At 64.6% G+C, this 17966-nt stretch carries 13 protein-coding genes; 11 read left to right on the forward strand and 2 right to left on the reverse strand.

Going from position 1 to position 17966, the window contains the following annotated elements; genetic code table 11:
* Positions 1 to 16 precede the first annotated feature (16 nt).
* From QD208_RS08505 to QD208_RS08540, 8 genes are all read left to right on the forward strand, one after another.
* Entirely contained in the window at positions 17 to 244 is a 228-nt protein-coding gene (locus QD208_RS08505; RefSeq protein ID WP_153635725.1) for a twin-arginine translocation pathway signal, read from the forward strand.
* 214 nt (positions 245 to 458) lie between these two features.
* Positions 459 to 3314, forward strand: a complete 2856-nt coding sequence (locus tag QD208_RS08510; protein ID WP_225348061.1) for a molybdopterin-dependent oxidoreductase — start codon at positions 459 to 461, stop codon at positions 3312 to 3314.
* Between the two features lie 130 nt (positions 3315 to 3444).
* Entirely contained in the window at positions 3445 to 4104 is a 660-nt protein-coding gene (gene fdh3B / locus QD208_RS08515) for a formate dehydrogenase FDH3 subunit beta (protein ID WP_043333544.1), read from the forward strand.
* 51 nt (positions 4105 to 4155) lie between these two features.
* Positions 4156 to 5160 (forward strand): formate dehydrogenase subunit gamma, encoded by a 1005-nt coding sequence (locus QD208_RS08520; protein ID WP_225348130.1) that lies wholly within the window; start codon positions 4156 to 4158, stop codon positions 5158 to 5160.
* A gap of 313 nt (positions 5161 to 5473) precedes the next feature.
* Positions 5474 to 5818 (forward strand): DUF1244 domain-containing protein, encoded by a 345-nt coding sequence (locus tag QD208_RS08525; protein ID WP_054556717.1) that lies wholly within the window; start codon positions 5474 to 5476, stop codon positions 5816 to 5818.
* 2 nt (positions 5819 to 5820) lie between these two features.
* The gene (moaB, locus tag QD208_RS08530) at positions 5821 to 6351 is read left to right on the forward strand and encodes a molybdenum cofactor biosynthesis protein B (protein ID WP_054556718.1); all 531 of its coding nucleotides are present in this window, start codon (positions 5821 to 5823) and stop codon (positions 6349 to 6351) included.
* Entirely contained in the window at positions 6341 to 7660 is a 1320-nt protein-coding gene (glp, locus tag QD208_RS08535; protein ID WP_153635722.1) for a gephyrin-like molybdotransferase Glp, read from the forward strand. Before moaB ends, glp begins: the two co-directional genes overlap by 11 nt.
* A gap of 232 nt (positions 7661 to 7892) precedes the next feature.
* Complete coding sequence (locus QD208_RS08540; RefSeq protein ID WP_153635721.1) at positions 7893 to 8699, forward strand: carbonic anhydrase family protein; 807 nt, start codon at positions 7893 to 7895, stop codon at positions 8697 to 8699.
* 19 nt (positions 8700 to 8718) lie between these two features.
* Here the strand turns inward: QD208_RS08540 and QD208_RS08545 are convergent, their stop codons facing one another.
* A complete protein-coding gene (locus QD208_RS08545) occupies positions 8719 to 9342 on the reverse strand; it encodes an ACP phosphodiesterase (protein WP_279836502.1) in 624 nt (207 codons plus the stop codon).
* 145 nt (positions 9343 to 9487) lie between these two features.
* Here QD208_RS08545 and selD point away from each other — a divergent pair, with 145 nt between their 5' ends.
* A complete protein-coding gene (gene selD, locus QD208_RS08550; protein ID WP_197738735.1) occupies positions 9488 to 11851 on the forward strand; it encodes a selenide, water dikinase SelD in 2364 nt (787 codons plus the stop codon).
* Positions 11852 to 12060: 209 nt separating this feature from the next.
* On the opposite strand, the gene QD208_RS08555 is transcribed toward selD, so the two are convergent.
* Positions 12061 to 12783 carry a DUF3581 family protein gene (locus tag QD208_RS08555; RefSeq protein WP_054556084.1) on the reverse strand — a complete coding sequence of 241 codons (723 nt, stop codon included), beginning with the start codon at positions 12781 to 12783 and terminating at the stop codon, positions 12061 to 12063.
* Between the two features lie 291 nt (positions 12784 to 13074).
* Here QD208_RS08555 and QD208_RS08560 point away from each other — a divergent pair, with 291 nt between their 5' ends.
* Positions 13075 to 14961 (forward strand): VRR-NUC domain-containing protein, encoded by a 1887-nt coding sequence (locus QD208_RS08560; RefSeq protein WP_279836503.1) that lies wholly within the window; start codon positions 13075 to 13077, stop codon positions 14959 to 14961.
* Positions 14958 to 17807 (forward strand): helicase C-terminal domain-containing protein, encoded by a 2850-nt coding sequence (locus tag QD208_RS08565; RefSeq protein WP_279836505.1) that lies wholly within the window; start codon positions 14958 to 14960, stop codon positions 17805 to 17807. Before QD208_RS08560 ends, QD208_RS08565 begins: the two co-directional genes overlap by 4 nt.
* Positions 17808 to 17966 lie beyond the last annotated feature (159 nt).

Consider the following 17966-nt stretch of genomic DNA (forward strand, 5'->3'; position numbering starts at 1 on the left):
CCGACAGGAGATCAGCATGAAGACTGATGACGCAAAAGACAGCCATAACCAGGCGCGCCAGGGGCGCCGCAAATTCCTGCGTGTACTGGGCGCCAGCACCGTAGGGGTTGCCGCAGCAGGGTCATTGGCCGGTGCCGTGATTCCGGACCAGGCCGCGCCAGAGGCCCCCGTCAAGGACAAGGGCAGTGACAACTATCGCGAGAGTGATCACGTCAAGGCCTTCTACGCCACGCTGCGTGACTGAATGCTAGACAGACAGTGCCCCGAGCCTGCGCCATGCGCGCGGCCAGCGGCCTGAACAACGGGCAGCGCGGAGAGGTTTCCGCCCGCCATCGACAGTGACAAGTCGGCACGGATCAGGACTGCCCCTGATCTGAAAGACCGCCGCTCCCGACATTGCCCCCTGACCCGCTCACGCGGCCCGGGCAATGATTCGGGTGACGAGGAGAGATGATGTCATGCGACTGACCCCCACCCCCTCTGCCAAAGAGACCTCAGGACTCGGCATCAACCGCCGCCAGTTCCTGAAACGCAGCGGTGTCGCCACCGGCGGCCTTGCCGCCGCGAGCTTCATGGCCGCCCCGATGATGAAACGCGCCGAAGCCAAGACCGAAGTGTCTGATGCGCCGGTCGAGACGAAGCGCACCATCTGCTCACACTGCTCCGTGGGCTGCGGCGTCTATGCCGAGGTCCAGGAAGGTGTCTGGACCAAGCAGGAACCCGCCTTCGATCACCCCTTCAACCGTGGCGCGCACTGCGCCAAGGGCGCATCGCTGCGTGAGCATGGTCACTCTGACCGTCGCCTCAAGTACCCGATGAAGCTCGAAGGTGGCAAGTGGAAGAAGCTCTCCTGGGAGCAGGCCATCGAGGAAGTCGGCGACAAGGTGCTCGAGCTCACCAAGGAGCACGGCCCCGATAGCATCTACTGGCTGGGCTCGGCCAAGTTCAGCAATGAACAGGCCTACCTGATGCGCAAGTTCGCGGCCCTGTTCGGCACCAACAACGTCGATCACCAGGCGCGTATCTGCCACTCCACCACGGTGGCCGGGGTCGCGAATACCTGGGGCTACGGGGCGATGACCAACTCCTTCAACGACATGCACAACTGTCGTTCGATCCTGTTCATCGGTTCCAACCCGTCCGAAGCGCATCCGGTGGCCATGCAGCACATCCTGCTGGCCAAGGAGCGCTCCAACGCCGAGATCATCGTCGTCGATCCGCGCTTCACGCGGACCGCCGCCAAGGCCAACAAGTACGTGCGCCTGCGTCCGGGTACCGATGTCGCCTACATCTGGGGCCTGCTGTGGCACATCTTCGAGAACGGCTGGGAAGATGAGGCCTACATCCAGCAGCGTGTCTACGGCATGGATGAAGTGCGTGCCGAAGTCGCCAAGTTCCCGCCGGCGGAAGTCGAGCGCATCACCGGCGTAGCCGAGGCCGACATGCTCGACGTCGCGCGCCGGCTGTCCCAGAACCGTCCGGGCAGCGTCGTGTGGTGCATGGGCGGCACCCAGCACACCACCGGCAACAACAACACCCGCGCCTACTGCATCCTGGAACTGGCGCTGGGCAACATCGGCAAGTCCGGTGGCGGCGCCAACATCTTCCGTGGCCACGACAACGTCCAGGGCGCCACGGATCTGGGCCTGATGTCCCACTCCCTGCCGGGCTACTACGGCCTCTCAGAAGGCGCGTGGAAGCACTGGTCCAAGGTCTGGAACGTCGATTACGAATGGATCCAGAACCGCTACGACCAGACCGAATATCACGACGGCAAGCCGATGCACACCAACGGCATCACCGTCTCGCGCTGGGTCGATGGCGTGCTCGAGAACCCGGACCGCATCTCCCAGCGCACCGCGCTCAAGGCGATGTTCTACTGGGGTCATGCCGTCAACTCCCAGACCCGCGGGCCGGAGATGAAGAAGGCGATGGCCAAGCTGGACATGATGGTGGTGGTCGACCCCTACCCGACCATCGCCGCCGTCATGCACGACCGTACCGACGGCGTCTACCTGCTGCCGGCCGCGACCCAGTTCGAGACCACCGGCAGCGTGACCAACTCAAGCCGCTCCCTGCAGTGGCGCGATCAGGTCATCGAGCCGATGTTCGAGTCCAAGCCTGACCACGAGATCATGTACCTGCTGTCTCGCAAGCTGGGCTTCGCCGACGAGCTGTTCCGCAACATCAAGGTCGAGGGCAGCGTGCCCGTCGTCGAGGACATCACGCGCGAGTTCAATGCCGGCATGTGGACGGTGGGTTACACCGCCCAGAGCCCTGAACGCCTGAAGGCTCACCAGCAGAACTGGCACACCTTCGACTTCGAGACGCTCAAGGCCCGTGGCGGCCCGGCCAACGGCGACTTCTACGGCCTGCCCTGGCCGTGCTGGGGCACGCCGGAGATGGGTCACCCGGGCTCGCCCATCCTGTATGACACCTCCAAGACGGTGGCCGAGGGTGGCGGCAACTTCCGCGCGCGTTATGGCGTGGAGCACAACGGCACCAACATCCTCGCGGAAGGCTCCTGGTCCAAGGGCGCCGAGATCGAGGATGGCTATCCGGAATTCACCGACAAGCTGCTCAAGCAGCTGGGCTGGTGGGATGACCTGACGGCCGAGGAAAAGCAGGCGGCGGAAGGCAAGAACTGGAAGACCGATCTCTCTGGCGGCATCCAGCGCGTGTGCATCAAGCATGGCTGCATGCCGTATGGCAACGCCAAGGCGCGTGCCCTGGTGTGGACCTTCCCGGACCCGATCCCCAAGCACCGCGAGCCGCTGTATACCGCGCGTCGCGACCTGGTGAAGGACTACCCGACCTGGCCGGATTCCGAGTCCATCTATCGCCTGCCGACGCTCTACGCCTCCATCCAGGAGAAGGACGTCAGCGCCAAGTACCCGATCACCCTGACCTCGGGCCGCCTGGTGGAATACGAAGGGGGTGGCGAAGAGACACGTTCCATTCCGTGGCTGGCCGAGCTGCAGCAGGAGATGTTCGTCGAGATCAATCCGGCACTGGCCAATGACCAGGGCATCAAGGACGGCGACATGGTCTGGGTCGAGGGCGCCGAGGGCGGCCGCGTCAAGGTGATGGCGATGGTCACCGAGCGTGTCGGCCCGGATGTCGTCTTCATGCCCTTCCACTTCGGTGGGCATTACGAGGGCGAATCCCTCGAGTCCCGCTATCCGGAAGGTACCGTGCCCTATGTGCTCGGTGAATCGGCCAATACCGCGACCACCTACGGCTACGACCCCGTGACCCTGATGCAGGAAACCAAGGTCACCTTGTGCCGCGTCAGCCGCGTCAGCCTCGCCTGACTCGAGTGACGGCCGCGTCCCGATGACGCGGCCCGGACGCAGCGCAAGACACGATCGGACGTATCCGTTACCAGAATCATCCGGCCTGTTGACCGAGGAACCCGGCGACAGGCCGTGAAGGAGAAGCACCATGGCCCAGATGAAATTTTTGTGTGATGCAGAGCGCTGCATCGAGTGCAATGGCTGCGTGACAGCCTGCAAGAACGCCAACGAGACCGAATGGGGCGTTCAGCGTCGCCGCGTGGTGACCCTGGACGACGGCAAGCCGAGTGAAGTCTCCATCTCGGTGGCGTGCATGCATTGCGATGACGCGCCGTGCATGGCGGTCTGCCCCACCGACTGCTTCTACAAGACCGATGACGGTATCGTCCTGCACGACAAGGACATCTGCATCGGCTGCGGCTACTGCCTGTACGCCTGCCCGTTCGGCGCCCCGCAGTTCCCGCAGCAAGGCGCCTTCGGCGAGCGCGGCAAGATGGACAAGTGCACCTTCTGCGCCGGTGGCCCGGCCGAGAGCCCGGAAGAAGAGTTCGAGAAGTACGGTGCCAACCGCATCAGCGAAGGCAAGCTGCCGCTGTGCGCCGAGATGTGCTCCACCAAGGCCCTGCTGGCCGGCGATGCCGAGACCGTCTCCGACATCTTCCGTCAGCGTGTGGTCTATCGGGGCCATGAAGACGGCGCCTGGTCGCCGGTCGACAAGGCCAGCCATCCGGAAACCTCTGCCAACCTGACCACCAGCAGCGTTCAGCAGGCGGACCACCTGGCCTACGACGCAGCCCGCAAGGGGTAAGGAGGCGACATGCGCGCGCACTTTACAGCTTCACGGTTGACCGTGGTCGCCATGTTCCTGTGCCTGATGCTGGCCAGTCTCTGGCTGGCTCCTCAGGCACTGGCCGCGAACCCTGACGGCGAGATCGGTCAGGCGGTCGGCACGGTGGACGCCGATACCTGGCGGCAGGTCAAGAATGGGGGCAACTCCATAGACAGCCGACATGACTCCAACTACAGCCTGATCAACCAGAGCGGCGAGACCTGGCGTCAGATCCGCAATCGCTGGATCTCACCGGGCGGCCTGATCGCACTGGGTGGCATGCTGGCCGTGCTGGTGATCTTCTACCTGCTGGTGGGACGCAACAATCTGGACCATCCGCGCAGCGGCAAGCTGATGCTGCGCTGGACGGCACTGGAGCGCGCCATGCACTGGACGCTGGCGACGCTGTTCCTGACGCTGGCCATCACCGGCATCAATCTGCTGTGGGGCAAGTTCGTGTTCCGCAATGTATTCGGGGATGTGTTCTGGGCCAACATGATCATGGCGACCAAGGTGATCCACAACTATGTGGGGCCCCTGTTCTCGATCATGCTGATCCTGGTGCTGGCCAAGTGGCTGAAGCTCAATCTTCCCAAAAAGCATGACCTTGACTGGTTCCGTCAGGGTGGCGGCATGATGAAGGGCAAGCATCCGGACGCCGGCTTCGCCAATGGTGGAGAAAAGGCCTGGTACTGGATTCTGGCGACGGTCGGCCTGGTAGTGATTGCCAGCGGGCTGGTACTGGACTTCCCGATCTTCGGCCAGACGCGTGACAACATGCAGTGGGCCAATGTCTTCCACGGCATCGCCTCGCTGATGCTGATCGCGGTGTCCTTCGGCCACATCTATATCGGCACCGCTGGTACCGAGGGTGCCTTCGAGGGCATGAAGACCGGTTACGTCGATGAGACTTGGGCCAAGCAGCACCACAATCTGTGGTACGACGAGGTCAAGCAGGCCGAAGCGGCAGACCCGGCAGCAGACCCCGCCACGGCACCTGACGATAGCCTGGCACGTCAGCAACGTCCGAATTAGCGCGGCGTCAGACATCCGCTGGATGAGTGAAGATACGCCCGGTCAGGTTCGCCTGCCGGGCGTTTTCGCTTGCCAGCGCCTGCTCTCTCGCTTGCCCGCGCACACTCTTTCGCGACTCTGCCACCCACTGGCGTTCCACCGGCCAACCCGCCTGCCAATCCGTCTGCCAAACCACAGACCAAACCACAGGCGTGCAGCACTGGTTCACAGCTCTGCATTAGTTGCGTAAAGTTTCAGATATCCCGCCTGGGCCCACCAGGCACCCCGACAGCATGAAGGCTGGCGCTTGGCTGCGCCTTCTCAGGAGAATTCGATGAGCGACCCGACCCCTCAAGCCGTACAAGACCTGAGCCAACTGGACGAACAGACCCGCACCGAGCTGGAAGCGGCCGCGTTCCGTCGTCTGCTCAAGCATCTGGATGACAACAAGGATGTCCAGAATATCGATCTGATGATCCTCGCCGACTTCTGCCGCAACTGCCTGTCCAAGTGGCTGATGGCCGCTGGCGAGGAGCGCGGCGTGAGCTTCGATTACGATGCGGCGCGCGAGCATGTCTACGGCATGCCCTATTCCGAGTGGAAGACACATCACCAGGCCAAGGCGACACCTGAGCAGCTGGCAGCGCTCGAGGCACGTCAACAAGGCAAGAAGGACTGATCATGAGCGGCAATGACGAACAGATCGGCCTCACCATCGCGGTATTGACCGTCTCGGATACACGCACCGCAGAGAATGACCGCTCCGGCGACGCCCTGGTCGACAACCTGACGGCGGCTGGCCACAGCCTGCATGAAAAGCGCATCGTGCCCGATGACGTCTACCAACTGCGCGCCGTGGTCAGCGAGTGGATCGCGGACCCGGCCGTGCAGGTCATCCTGACGACGGGCGGCACAGGCTTCACCGGGCGTGATTCCACACCGGAAGCCATTCGCGTGCTGCTCGACAAGGAAATCCAGGGCTTCGGCGAACTCTTCCGTCAGCTTTCACACCAGGAAGTCGGCAGCTCGACGATCCAGAGCCGCTGTCTGGGAGGGCTGGCCAACCGTACCGTGGTGTTCTGTCTGCCCGGCTCCACCGGCGCCTGCAAGACGGCCTGGAACGGCATCCTCAAGGAGCAGCTCGACAGCCGTCACCGCCCCTGCAACTTCGCCAACCTGGTGATTCCGGAGCGCGGAACCCATGCCCACTGACGCCAGTAAAGACCCGCATTCCCAGCCGTCGCCTTCCGCGGCGGCAGAATGTGGCTGCGACGCCGTGCCTGCCGGCGCCAAGGGGCTGGCGCCCCTGGCCAGTGCACTCGCAGCGCTACGTGACAGCTGCCCGCTGATGCCAGCCGAGCGCGTGGCAGTCAGTGACGCCGCCGGACGTGTGCTCGCCGAGGACGTGCATGCCGAGCTTGACGTGCCGCCTGCCGACAACTCCCAGATGGATGGTTACTGCGCCCGGGTGGCGGACATCGGTGACGGTGCCTGGCTGCCGATCAGTCAGCGTATCGCGGCAGGCCAGCCTGCCACGCCGCTGGCCGTGGCGAGTTGTGCGCGCCTGTTCACCGGAGCGGAAATCCCAGACGGCGGTGACGTGGTGGTCATGCAGGAAGAGGTGACACTGCGTGAAGGCGAAGGTGGCACCACTCTGGCCTGGCTGCCCGGGCCTCGCACCCGCGGCGACAACATTCGCGTTCAAGGCCGGGATGTCAGCAAGGGCAATCGATTGCTCGCGGCGGGCACACGACTGGACGCTGCCGCGCTGGGCCTGCTGTGTGGCCAGGGGGCAAGTCACGTGCTGGTGCGCCGCAAGGTACGAGTGGCCTTGTTCGCGACCGGCGATGAACTGATCGAACCCGGCCAGCCGCTCAAGCCCGGCCAGATCTACAATTCCAATCGCGTGATGCTCAGCCAGATGCTCAGCAACTTCGGGGCTGAGGTGGTGCTGGCGCCACTCAATGTGGCCGATACCTTCGAGGCCACCCGTGATGCTCTCGCTTCGGCGGCGCAACAGGCTGACCTGATCGTCACCTGCGGTGGGGTCAGCGTCGGCGAGGAAGACCACGTCCGCCCCGCCATCGAGGCGCTCGGCAGTCTGGATCTGTGGCGCCTGGCCATCAAACCGGGTAAACCGCTGGCGCTGGGGAGTATCAACAGCCCCCGGGGTGACACGGTGCGTGTCGTGGGGCTGCCGGGCAATCCGGTCTCCAGCTGGGTCGGTGGCTGGTTGTTCCTTCGTCCGCTACTGGGCGAGATGACCGACTGCTCTGCATTGCGCGAGCTGAAACGTCTCACGGTACGCGCGGCCTTCTCAGCCCGCACCGCCATCCGTCAGGACCATCTGCGTGTCACCTTGGCCACCGGCAGTGATGGACAGCTTGAGGCACATGCCTTCCCGGACCAGAACTCGGCGGTACTCTCCTCCTGCGCCGGTGCTCAGGCACTGGCCGTGATTCCGCCCCATGCACAGCTCAACCACGGCGACAGCGTGGAATGCCTGTGGCTCGAGCGCTGACACCGCTCCCCCCTCCCTGTTTTGACAACTGTCTTTACAACTGTCGTGACTACTGACGCGATAACTGTCACGACAACTGACGCTGGAATGCGACACCCTAGTGACACTCCAGCGTCATCTTGACCTCGCCCCTGAGTCCGGCACACTGACTGCCTTCATTCATCTGAGTTCTGACTGCCTACGGCGGCTCAGGACACTGATCGGTTACGGACTCTTGAGCAAGGACAACTCAATGCCAGCCTCTTCCTCGTCGCCCCACGCGCTGTTACGCCCACTTGCCATGGCTGTGCTGCTTGCCACCACGTCGTCATCCTTGCCGGCACTCGCCGATGACATTGCCACGTCGCCTGCGCCGGGCACGTCGGTCACCGAATGGAGCTATGCGAGTGAATCCGCGGATGACACCAACGCCGGAGCCAATGGCCCCGAGCATTGGGGAGAGCTCACCCCGGGCTATGCCGAGTGCTCGGTCGGCAGCCAGCAGTCGCCGATCGATATCGACAGCCAGTCACGCACGCTGAATGAAGCGGGCCCGAAACTCGACTACCATTCGCCGCTGCTCGTCACGCGCGATACGGGCCACACCCTGCAGATCGAAGGGGCCAGCGGCAATACCATGACGCTGGATGGCACCCAGTACACCCTGTCGCAGGTGCACCTGCATGTGCCGTCAGAGCACGCCATCGACGGCAAGCGTGCCGCCATGGAAATTCATCTGGTGCACAGCACGCCGGAAGGCAAGCTGGCCGTGCTGGCCGTACTGGTCGAGGAAGGGCATGACAACCTGGCCCTCAGCCGCCTGTTGAGCCGTCTGCCCCAGCGCGGCCTCTCCGAGACCCTGACAAGCGGCCTGTCTGCCAACCTGCTGCTGCCACGCGAACATGCCGGCTGGCAGTACTCCGGCTCGCTTACCACCCCGCCATGCTCTGAGCCCGTCACCTGGTTTGTCATGCAGACGCCGATCGAAGCCTCCCAAGCACAGATCGACGCCTACCATGAATGGCAAGGCGGAGAGAATGCCCGCCCCCTTCAGCGCTGATTGACAAAAACACGTCTACTTAGGCCGGCTGGCGCAATGCCAACATGTCCGGCCACAACCGCGCGAAGCTGTCCTCGAGCATCGCGCGGTTATCCGCCAGCCACGGCGTCATGTCCGCCAGCGGATTGGTGCCTGCATCCAAATTGCCCACCTTGTGCGTATGCCTTCCATTGCGAGTATCACTTGTCTGGCGCAAGCGGCGTCTGGCCGTCATACGCTCGCCGATGCTGGCAATGGTCGCGAGCGTGAACTCCAGCTCCTGATAGCGCCTGAGTGCATCGCGCACCTGGATCCATTCGATCAGGCTCGACAGGCGCGACGGCACCTCCTCACGCGCCAGCAGGCGATAGAGGCGGTCGATATCGTCATCGTGCATCTCGGCGGCCAGCAGGTGATCCCACATCATGTCGAAGGCGATACCGGCGACACGTCGCGACGAAGGCGGCACCTGGGTCAACAACCAGCGTGTCTCGGGATGAGCGTCGATCACCGCGTCACAGCGGCGGTGAAAGCGGATGCCCGCCTCTACCTCCGGCGACCAGCCGCTCAGGTCACTGCCGCGCACGCCATCGGCAATCAGGTTGCCAAACAGGAAGTTATCGCTGCCCGCCAGACTCAGGCGTGCATGACCGAGAAAGTTCAAGTTGCTAGACTCCTGCTTTTGCGAATCCTGTCGCCGGTCTCATCTGGCGCGCCCTGGCTCTGCATACCCTGCTCCTGTTTCCCAACTCTACTGACTATCGAGATTCACGATGCCGTCCGCTTCCATGCCAGTCAAAGCGCCTATCGTGCGTGATATCGTCCTGATCGGCGGTGGGCACAGCCACGTCGGCGTGCTGATGCGCTTTGCCATGCAGCCAGAGCCCGGTGTCCGCCTGACCGTCATCTGTCGCGACACCGACACGCCCTATTCCGGCATGTTGCCGGGCTACGTCGCCGGTCATTATACGTTCGACGATGTGCATATCGACCTGCGCCGGCTGTGTCAGTTCGCCGGCGCCCGCTTCTATCGCGATCAGGTGATCGACATCGACCGCCGCGAGCGCCGCGTGATCTGCGCCGAGCGCCCGGCGGTGGACTACGACCTGCTGTCGATCAATATCGGCTCCACGCCTCGCCTGTCCCACATCGATGGTATCGGTGACCCTGAAGCCGCAGACGCCCCCGTGGTGGCGGTCAAGCCGATCAGCACCTTCCAGCAGCGCTGGCTGAGTCTGCTCGAGCGCGCCAGGAGCGCCGAGCGTCCGCTCGATATCGTGCTGGTCGGCGGCGGTGCCGGCGGTGTCGAACTGCTGCTGGCCATCCAGCAGCGCCTTGCCACCGAGTTGCCCGATGCGCTCGCGCCGAACCTGACGCTGATCACCCGCGGTCAGCGTCTGTTGCCCACCCATGCGCACACGGTCAGTGAGGCGCTTGCCACTACCCTGCACGAGCGCGGTATCCAGGTGCATTTCGGTGAGGAGATCACGGCCGTCGAACGCGCATCCTCGACCGCCCAGCGCCAGCTGATCAGTGCCAGCGGTGCCTGCCATCAGGCCGATGAGGCCATCTGGGTAACACGGGCCGGTGGTGCGCGCTGGCTGGAGAAGACCGGACTGAGCCTGGACGAGGATGGCTTCCTCAAGGTTCGCGATAGCCTGCAGACACTTGAGGATGACGCCATCTTCGCCGCGGGCGATATCGCACATCAGCTCAACCATCCCCGCGAGAAGGCCGGCGTGTTTGCCGTGCGCCAGGCCCGGCCGCTGGCCGACAATCTGCGACGGGCCGTGCGCGGCGAGCCACTCAAGGACCATGTGCCGCAGTCGCGCTGGCTGGCGCTGATCAGCACCGGGGATCGCGATGCCATCGCCTCACGCGGCAAGCTGGGGCTGGTCGCGCCGCGTCTGCGCCCGTGGCTGTGGCGCTGGAAGGACCATATCGACCGCCAGTTCATGGCTCGCTTCAATGAACTGCCCAGCATGCAGGACGCCGCGAATGCCGGCGACCTTTCCGGGTTGCACCAGCGCATCAGCGCTGCCTGGCAGGCACTCAGGGGACGCGTTGGCAAGCTGCATCCGCACCTGACAGCCGAGCTGGATGAGCAGGAGGCACACCAGGCCCTGTCCGCACTGGCGATGCGCTGCGGCGGCTGCGGGGCCAAGGTCGGCGCCAGCGTGCTGTCGCGAGCGCTGCAGAGTCTGGCCCCGCGCGAGAACCCGGACGTGCTGGTCGGGCTGCATGCCCCGGATGATGCCGCCATCGTGCGCGTGCCCGAAGGACAGGCGCTGGTGCACAGCGTCGACTTCTTCCGCGCCTTCATCGATGACCCCTATCTGTTCGGGCGCATCGCCGCCAATCACGCGCTGGGCGATCTCTACGCCATGGGCGCGACGCCGCATACGGCGACGGCGGTGGCCACGGTGCCACAGGGGGTCGAGCGCAAGGTCGAGCCGCTGGTACGCGAGCTGATGCAAGGCGCGACCGAGGTGCTCAACGAGGCGGGCTGCAGTCTGGTCGGCGGCCATACCGGCGAAGGTCAGGAGCTGGCACTGGGCTTCGCGCTCAATGGTCTGGTGGAGGAGAGCCTGGCCGGCGTCACCTGCAAGGGCGGCATGCAGCCGGGTGATGTGCTGTTGCTTACCAAGGCCATCGGCACCGGCACGCTGTTGGCAGCGCACGCACGCCTGGAAGCCCGCGGCCGCTGGATCGACGCCGCGCTGGACAGCATGCAGCAATCCAGTCAGCGCGCGGCGGATATTCTGAGCACGCATCAGGCGAGCGCCTCCACCGATGTCACTGGCTTCGGTCTGCTCGGCCATCTGGTCGAGATGACCCGCGCCAGCGGCGTGGATGCCGAGCTCGAGATCGATGCCCTGCCGGTGCTCGACGGCGCCGAGGACTGTGTCGCCCGCGGCGTGGTCAGCTCGCTGCAACCGGCCAATCTGCGCCTCAAGCGTGCCCTGAAGGACCAAGCCGGCGTCATCGATCATCCGCGCTATCCGCTGCTGTTCGATCCGCAGACGGCCGGTGGCCTGCTGGCCAGTGTGCCGCCCGGGGAAGCCGAGGCCTGTCTGGCCGCGCTCAAGGCCGCTGGCTATCACGCCAGCGCCATCATCGGGCGCATCACCCCCCAGGGCGATGCACTGGCGCCGATCAGCATCAAGCACTGAGCACGGTTAGAGGGTCACACGGTGAGCCAGCCAGTTGGCGGTCAATGACAACCGGCGACACCCAGCGATGCTTCACAAGCGTTGTGACATTAAGCGTTGTGACATTCAGATGCCAAGATGCCCGCCAGAGAATTCTCTGGCGGGCATCTTCATGACTGGCGACTCATGCGCGGGGCGTCTGGCAACAAGCCTCAGACTGACCGGCTACCTCAGGCTTCGGCTTCGCGCTTGAGCGCCTCGAAGGACTCCACGAACGCATCCATGGTCTCGGCGCAGTAATCCCGCAGCCCACTGACGACCAGCTTCTTGGAACCACTGCCGATGCACTGCTCGCCATCATGGATGCTGAACTCGAGCAGGGTATCGCCGCGCTTGCCGTTGACCTCGAGCGAGGACCCCACGAAGTCGAGGTGCAGGTCGGCGATATCCAGGCGCTCGAAACAGAAGCCCATGCTGTCGTAGATCACCAGCGGGCGGGCCGGGTTGAACATCACGCCCTTCTCCAGCATCAACGGCTGCAGGAAGTGCGGGAAGTTGCGCCCGGAGAAGGCGATATACTGGCGAGTGAAATTGGCGACCACTTCCTCGTCATGGGTGGTATCGCCGCTGCGCTCGACCGTCAGGTAGACCTTGCCGGCTTCATCGCGCACCAGCAGGGACACGCCATTCTCGTCGGGGGCGTCCAGCGCTTCGAAGATCAAGGGCACATCGTTGCCGACCATGCCGCAGAAACGGATGGTCATGCACTGCGACAGACCGAATTTCGCCAGCAACAGGGAGAACAGCAGGTCGCCGGGCACACAGAAGCGTCGCGCGTCCGGGTCATGAATGGGGTTGTAATCCCCCGCCATCTGCTTGGCGAAACGACTTGCCTGCTCGGCGGTGATCCGCACGCGGCCATCTTCGACCCGGTGAAACTGATCAAGAAACATGGACTGCCTTCCTGCCCTGCTTGAATGATGATCGATGGTCCGTCCTGAACCATCGCGGAAATGCCTCCGAGGGGAGGAATCGCGGTCGACGCGCTGTCACGCCTGCCCACCTGTCGTGTCATGAAGCTTTCAAGACATGCAGATGAAACGATTTTACCACTGGATGACAGTCAGGTGGTGACTCGTGACAGGCTTTGCAAGAGATTGCAGCGCGACAGATGGCCATATACTGTATATAACCCCATGCTTTCGGGCAAACTGCCGCACTGCCCGCCACTTCGACAGGTCGCCATGCAAGCCGCTCCCCTCGACAATCCGCGCTACTACCTGGCCAACTTCGACACCCTGATCGACTGGGTCTGCCAGTGTCACGCCGATCTGCTGACAGAGGCGGAGCGTGCCACGGTGGACGCCATCACTCGCCTGCCGGATGCCTCGCGGGCCTTGCTGGTGCGACTGCTGATGCGCAAGGGCGATCATTTCGAACGCTCGCAGCTGCATTATCCCGAGATCGGTGCGATCGAGGCCGCATGCCAGCCATTGATCACACCGCTCGCCGACAGTGCCACGCCTGACGGCCTGTGCCGCCACAATGCCGACCTGAGTCTGGACGAGATGCTGGCGCTGGTGACCTTGCCGCGCCTCCGGGCAGCCTTTGCCGAGCTGCCCAGAAGCACGCCCAAGCGCCGCATGCATGATGCCATCAGCGAGCTGCTGGGTGACGTCACGCCACGGCCACTGCCAGCCTGGTTGAACGACCCCGCAGCCGACACCTTGAGTGTCGGGCTGGGTGAGCTGTCGCGACGCCTGAGCCTGATGTTCTTCGGCAACCTGCGCCAGAATCTGTCGGACTTCGTACTCAGCGAGCTGGGCCTGCTGCGTTGCGAGACGGTCGCCCTGTCGCCGGCCTCTCGCGCCTTCACCCATCGCTGGGAGGTGGATCGCTATCTGGCGCTGGAGCAACTGCGTGAGGACTGGCAGCAAGCCAGCGAGCGGCTGGACCGCACGGCGAACGCTGAACTTGAGCGGCACTGGCAGCGCATTGTCGCGGCGCTGGATGCGACGGCGCCTGCAGCGGCAAACGAGCTCCACAGTGAGCCGTCCGCGACTCATCAGCTCACTGACGCTCATGCCACTGGCGGGCGTGCTATTGATGATCGTGCCAATGCCTGGCTGGCGCAGCGGCGTGACCGGCTGCGCTTCTCGCTGGCCCGCGACGCCGAGCGTCAGGGCTGGCATCAGGCGGCTGCCCGCCAGTACGCCTGTCTCGAGGATTCCGCATATGCCCCGCGTGCCATGCCGCGCCGGGTGAGAGCACTGGAGCTGTCGGGCGATATCAGCGCAGCTCACGCGCTGGCCAGCGAGCGGTTGGCGCGCGCCGAGATCACGCTGGACGAGCAGCTGGCACTCGAACGCGCCCTGCCGCGTCTGTGCCGTGGCCTCGGATTGCCCGCGCCCAGACGCGCCAGGGCGCCGACCACGCCACAGATCGCCCTCACGGTGCCCGACCTTGCCACCTCGGCGGCTGACGGTATCCACGGGGTCGAGCGCGCGGCCGCCCATGCGTTGGCCACGCCCGAGGCACCGGTCTTCTATGTCGAGAATGGCCTGATTCCCGCGCTCTTCACCCTGCTGTGCTGGGAGGTGCTGTTCGCCCCCTTGCCGGGGGCCTTCTTCCACGCCTTCCACACCGGCCCGGCGGACCTCTATCGCCCTGATTTCGTCAGCCATCGCCAGGCCGCTTTCGAGGCCTGCTTCGCGCGCCTGAAGGACGAAAGCTACCGGACGGTGATCCGTGAACGCCATCAGCAGAAACAGGGCATTCAGGCACCCTTCGTGCACTGGGAGCTATTGAGCGAGGAACTGCTGAACCACGCACTGGACTGCATTCCGCCCGCGCATCTGGAAGCCTGTTTCCGCCACCTGCTGGCCAACCCTCGTGAACATCGCGCTGGCCTGCCGGACCTGATCCAGTTCTTCCCCGAGCACAGCAGCGACCGTTATCGGCTGATCGAGGTCAAGGCGCCCACCGACCGTCTGCAGGACAACCAGCGTCAATGGCTGGCCCTGTTCGCACGCCATGCGATTCCGGCGCTGGAATGTCGAGTCGAATGGCTGAGCGCGACCGAGGCCTCAGCGGACGAATGCTCCCGGCACAAGGCACCTCCTGCATCATGATCAAGGCGGACGAGACCCACGCTGAGCCCGCACGCTACCAGATCGCAGTACGCGAACTGTGTGCCTTTGCCGCGCGCGAGGGCGATCTGGACCTGCGCTTCACGCCATCGCCTACCGCCCAGCAGGGCATCCGTGGTCATCAGCGTATCGTGCGCCGACGCGGCAAGGACTATGAAAGCGAGATCTCGCTCAGCGGTGACATCGGCAATTTGACCATCCGTGGGCGCGCCGATGGCTATGATCCCAAGCGCAACTGCCTCGAGGAGATCAAGACCCATCGCGGCGACCTCTCCCGCCAGCCCGCGCACCATCGCGCCCTGCATTGGGCCCAGGCACGCGTCTACGGCGCACTGATGTGTCGCAGCCGGGACCTCGAAGGTATCACGCTCGCGCTGGTCTATCTGGACATCGCGGCGGATGCGCCCAGGGGCACCAAGAGCGAGCATGATGAGCAGAACGAGCAGAACGAGCAGACTGACCAGGCTGACCCCAAAAGCCGCAAGGCACAGCCTGATGAGCAGCGTCTGGAAGCCTGGTGGAGCCGTGAGGCGCTGGAGGCGGAGCTGGCACGTCTGGCGGCACGCTTCAGCGAGTTCGCCGCCAATGAGCTGGCCCATCGCAGTGCCCGCGACAGCGCGCTGAGCCGCCTGGCCTTTCCGTGGCCGAGCTGGCGCCCCGGTCAACGCCAACTGGCCGAGCATGCCTACAAGGCGGTGATGACCGGCCGCGAGCTGCTCGCCGAGGCGCCGACCGGTACCGGCAAGACCCTGGCCACGCTGTATCCGGCACTGCGCGCGATGCCCGCAAGCGGCACGGACAGACTCTTCTACCTCACCGCCCGCACCCCGGGCCGCGCGCTGGCACTCGACGCGCTGGCCACCTTGGCACCAGCCGCTGACGACAGCGAGGGGCAGAAAAAGACACCGGCGACACCGCTGCGCATTCTGGAACTGGGCGCGCGCAGCAAGACCTGCGAGCACCCGTCCCTCGCCTGTCATGGCGAGTCCTGCCCGCTGGCGCGCGGGTTCTATGATCGCCTGCCCGCGGCACGCGACGCCGCGCTCGCCGACCAACGCCTCCTGAATCTGGCGACGACACGCCGCCACGCCCTGGCCCACGACATCTGCCCCTACTTTCTCGCCCAGGAGCTCTCGCGCTGGGCGGATGTCATCATCGGCGACCATAACCACTACTTCGACAGTCATGCGCTGCTGTTCGCCCTGAGCCAGGCCAATGATTGGCGCACGGTGGTGCTGGTCGATGAGAGCCACAACCTCATCGAGCGCGCCCGCGGCATGTACAGCACCGAGCTCGACGCCCGCCAGTTCCACTTCCTGCTCAAGCAGTTGAGCCGCAAGGGCCATCCGGCCCCGCTGCGCTCGGCTTCACGCGCACTGGCTCGGCAATGGCGAGCGCTGGAGCAGCTCCAGCAGGGTGCTGACGGCGAGACACAGGCAAGCAAGGTCGATAGCAAGGACGCAGGCCACAAGGCGCAGCGCCTTGCACTGGAGGCGCTACCCGGCGACTTCCTCAAGGCCTTGAGCCAATGGACCGGCGCGATGGGCGACTGGTTGGCGGAGCCTGACAAGGCCGCAAACCCTGCTGCGGCCAGGCAACAGCCAGCGACAGCCACACAAGCCCCCGAACAGCTGGGCCTGATCGCAAGCGATGCCCCCTCTGCTGCTCCGAGTGCTACCGATACAGGCACTGCAACGACAGTCTCCGGCTCGGCCTCTTCCACGGCCAGGCGCCGCGTGGAACCCGATGTCGAGATGATGGAGGCCTACTTTGCGGCACTGACCCTGGCGCGACTCGCCGAAGGCTTTGGCGATCACTCGCTGTTCGAGGTCGAACTCTCCGCCACGCCCCCTGCGCGGCAGGCGTCGCTTGCCAGCGATTCAAGCTCGAGTTCCGGCGCAGCATCGGATGCAGGAACAGAAGCTGACGCGTCAGCCCGGCCACACAAGGCCCGCGGGCGCAGCGTGCGCCAGATCCAGCCGCGACTGCGCTGCGTCAGTCCGGCGCCGTGGCTGGCACCCCGCCTGCGCGCCAGTCACGCCATCCTGTTGTTCTCGGCCACACTCAACCCACCGGCCTATCACCATCGCCTGCTGGGTCTGGCGGACGATGCCGTCTGGCTGAGTGTCAATTCCCCGTTCAGCGCGGCCCAGGTGCAGGTCAGTCGTCATCGGCTCTCGACACGCCTGCGGGATCGCGACGCCTCCTGCCGGCCGATCGCCGAGTTGATGGCGCGCCAATACCGGCAACGCCCGGGCAACTATCTGGCGTTCTTCTCGAGCTTCGCCTATCTGGAACAGGTCGCCAGCACCCTGCAACAGCTGGCGCCGGAGATTCCCCAATGGCGCCAGACCCGCGCCATGACGGAAGCGGAGCGCACCGGCTTCATTCAGCGCTTCACGCCCGAGGGACAAGGCATCGGCTTCGCGGTGCTGGGTGGCGCCTTCGGCGAAGGGATCGATCTGCCCGGCTCGCGTCTGATCGGGGCCTTCATCGCCACCCTCGGACTGGCCGGTTTCAGTCCCGAGAATGAAGCACTCAAGCAGCGTCTTGCCACGTGGCTCGACAACGACGCACAGCGGCGTAGCCAGCCGGAACAGGCTGAAGGCGACCCACACGACGATACGCGCGCACCGTACCCGGTCATCCAGCCCTTGAATGCCGATGACTGCACCTATCTGTACCCGGGGCTCACCAGAGTGGTGCAGGCTGCCGGCCGAGTGATTCGCAGCGAGCAGGATCAGGGCGTGATCCACTTGATCGATGACCGCTTCATGCGCCCGGAAGTCGCACGGTTGCTGCCACGCTGGTGGTCACCGACGAATTGATGCGGGCTGCAAGCGTGACGCCGCCACGATGCGCCGTGATGGCACAAAGCCTGCACATCAATGGAGATGTGATTGGGTCTTCATTTCGCACTTCATTTCGCTCTTGTCTTCGCTCTTCATTACGCTCTTGTCTTCGTTATCCACCCGCAAGGAAGCCGC

Source organism: Cobetia sp. 29-18-1, assembly GCF_029846405.1.
GTDB classification, from domain to species: Bacteria; Pseudomonadota; Gammaproteobacteria; order Pseudomonadales; family Halomonadaceae; genus Cobetia; species Cobetia amphilecti.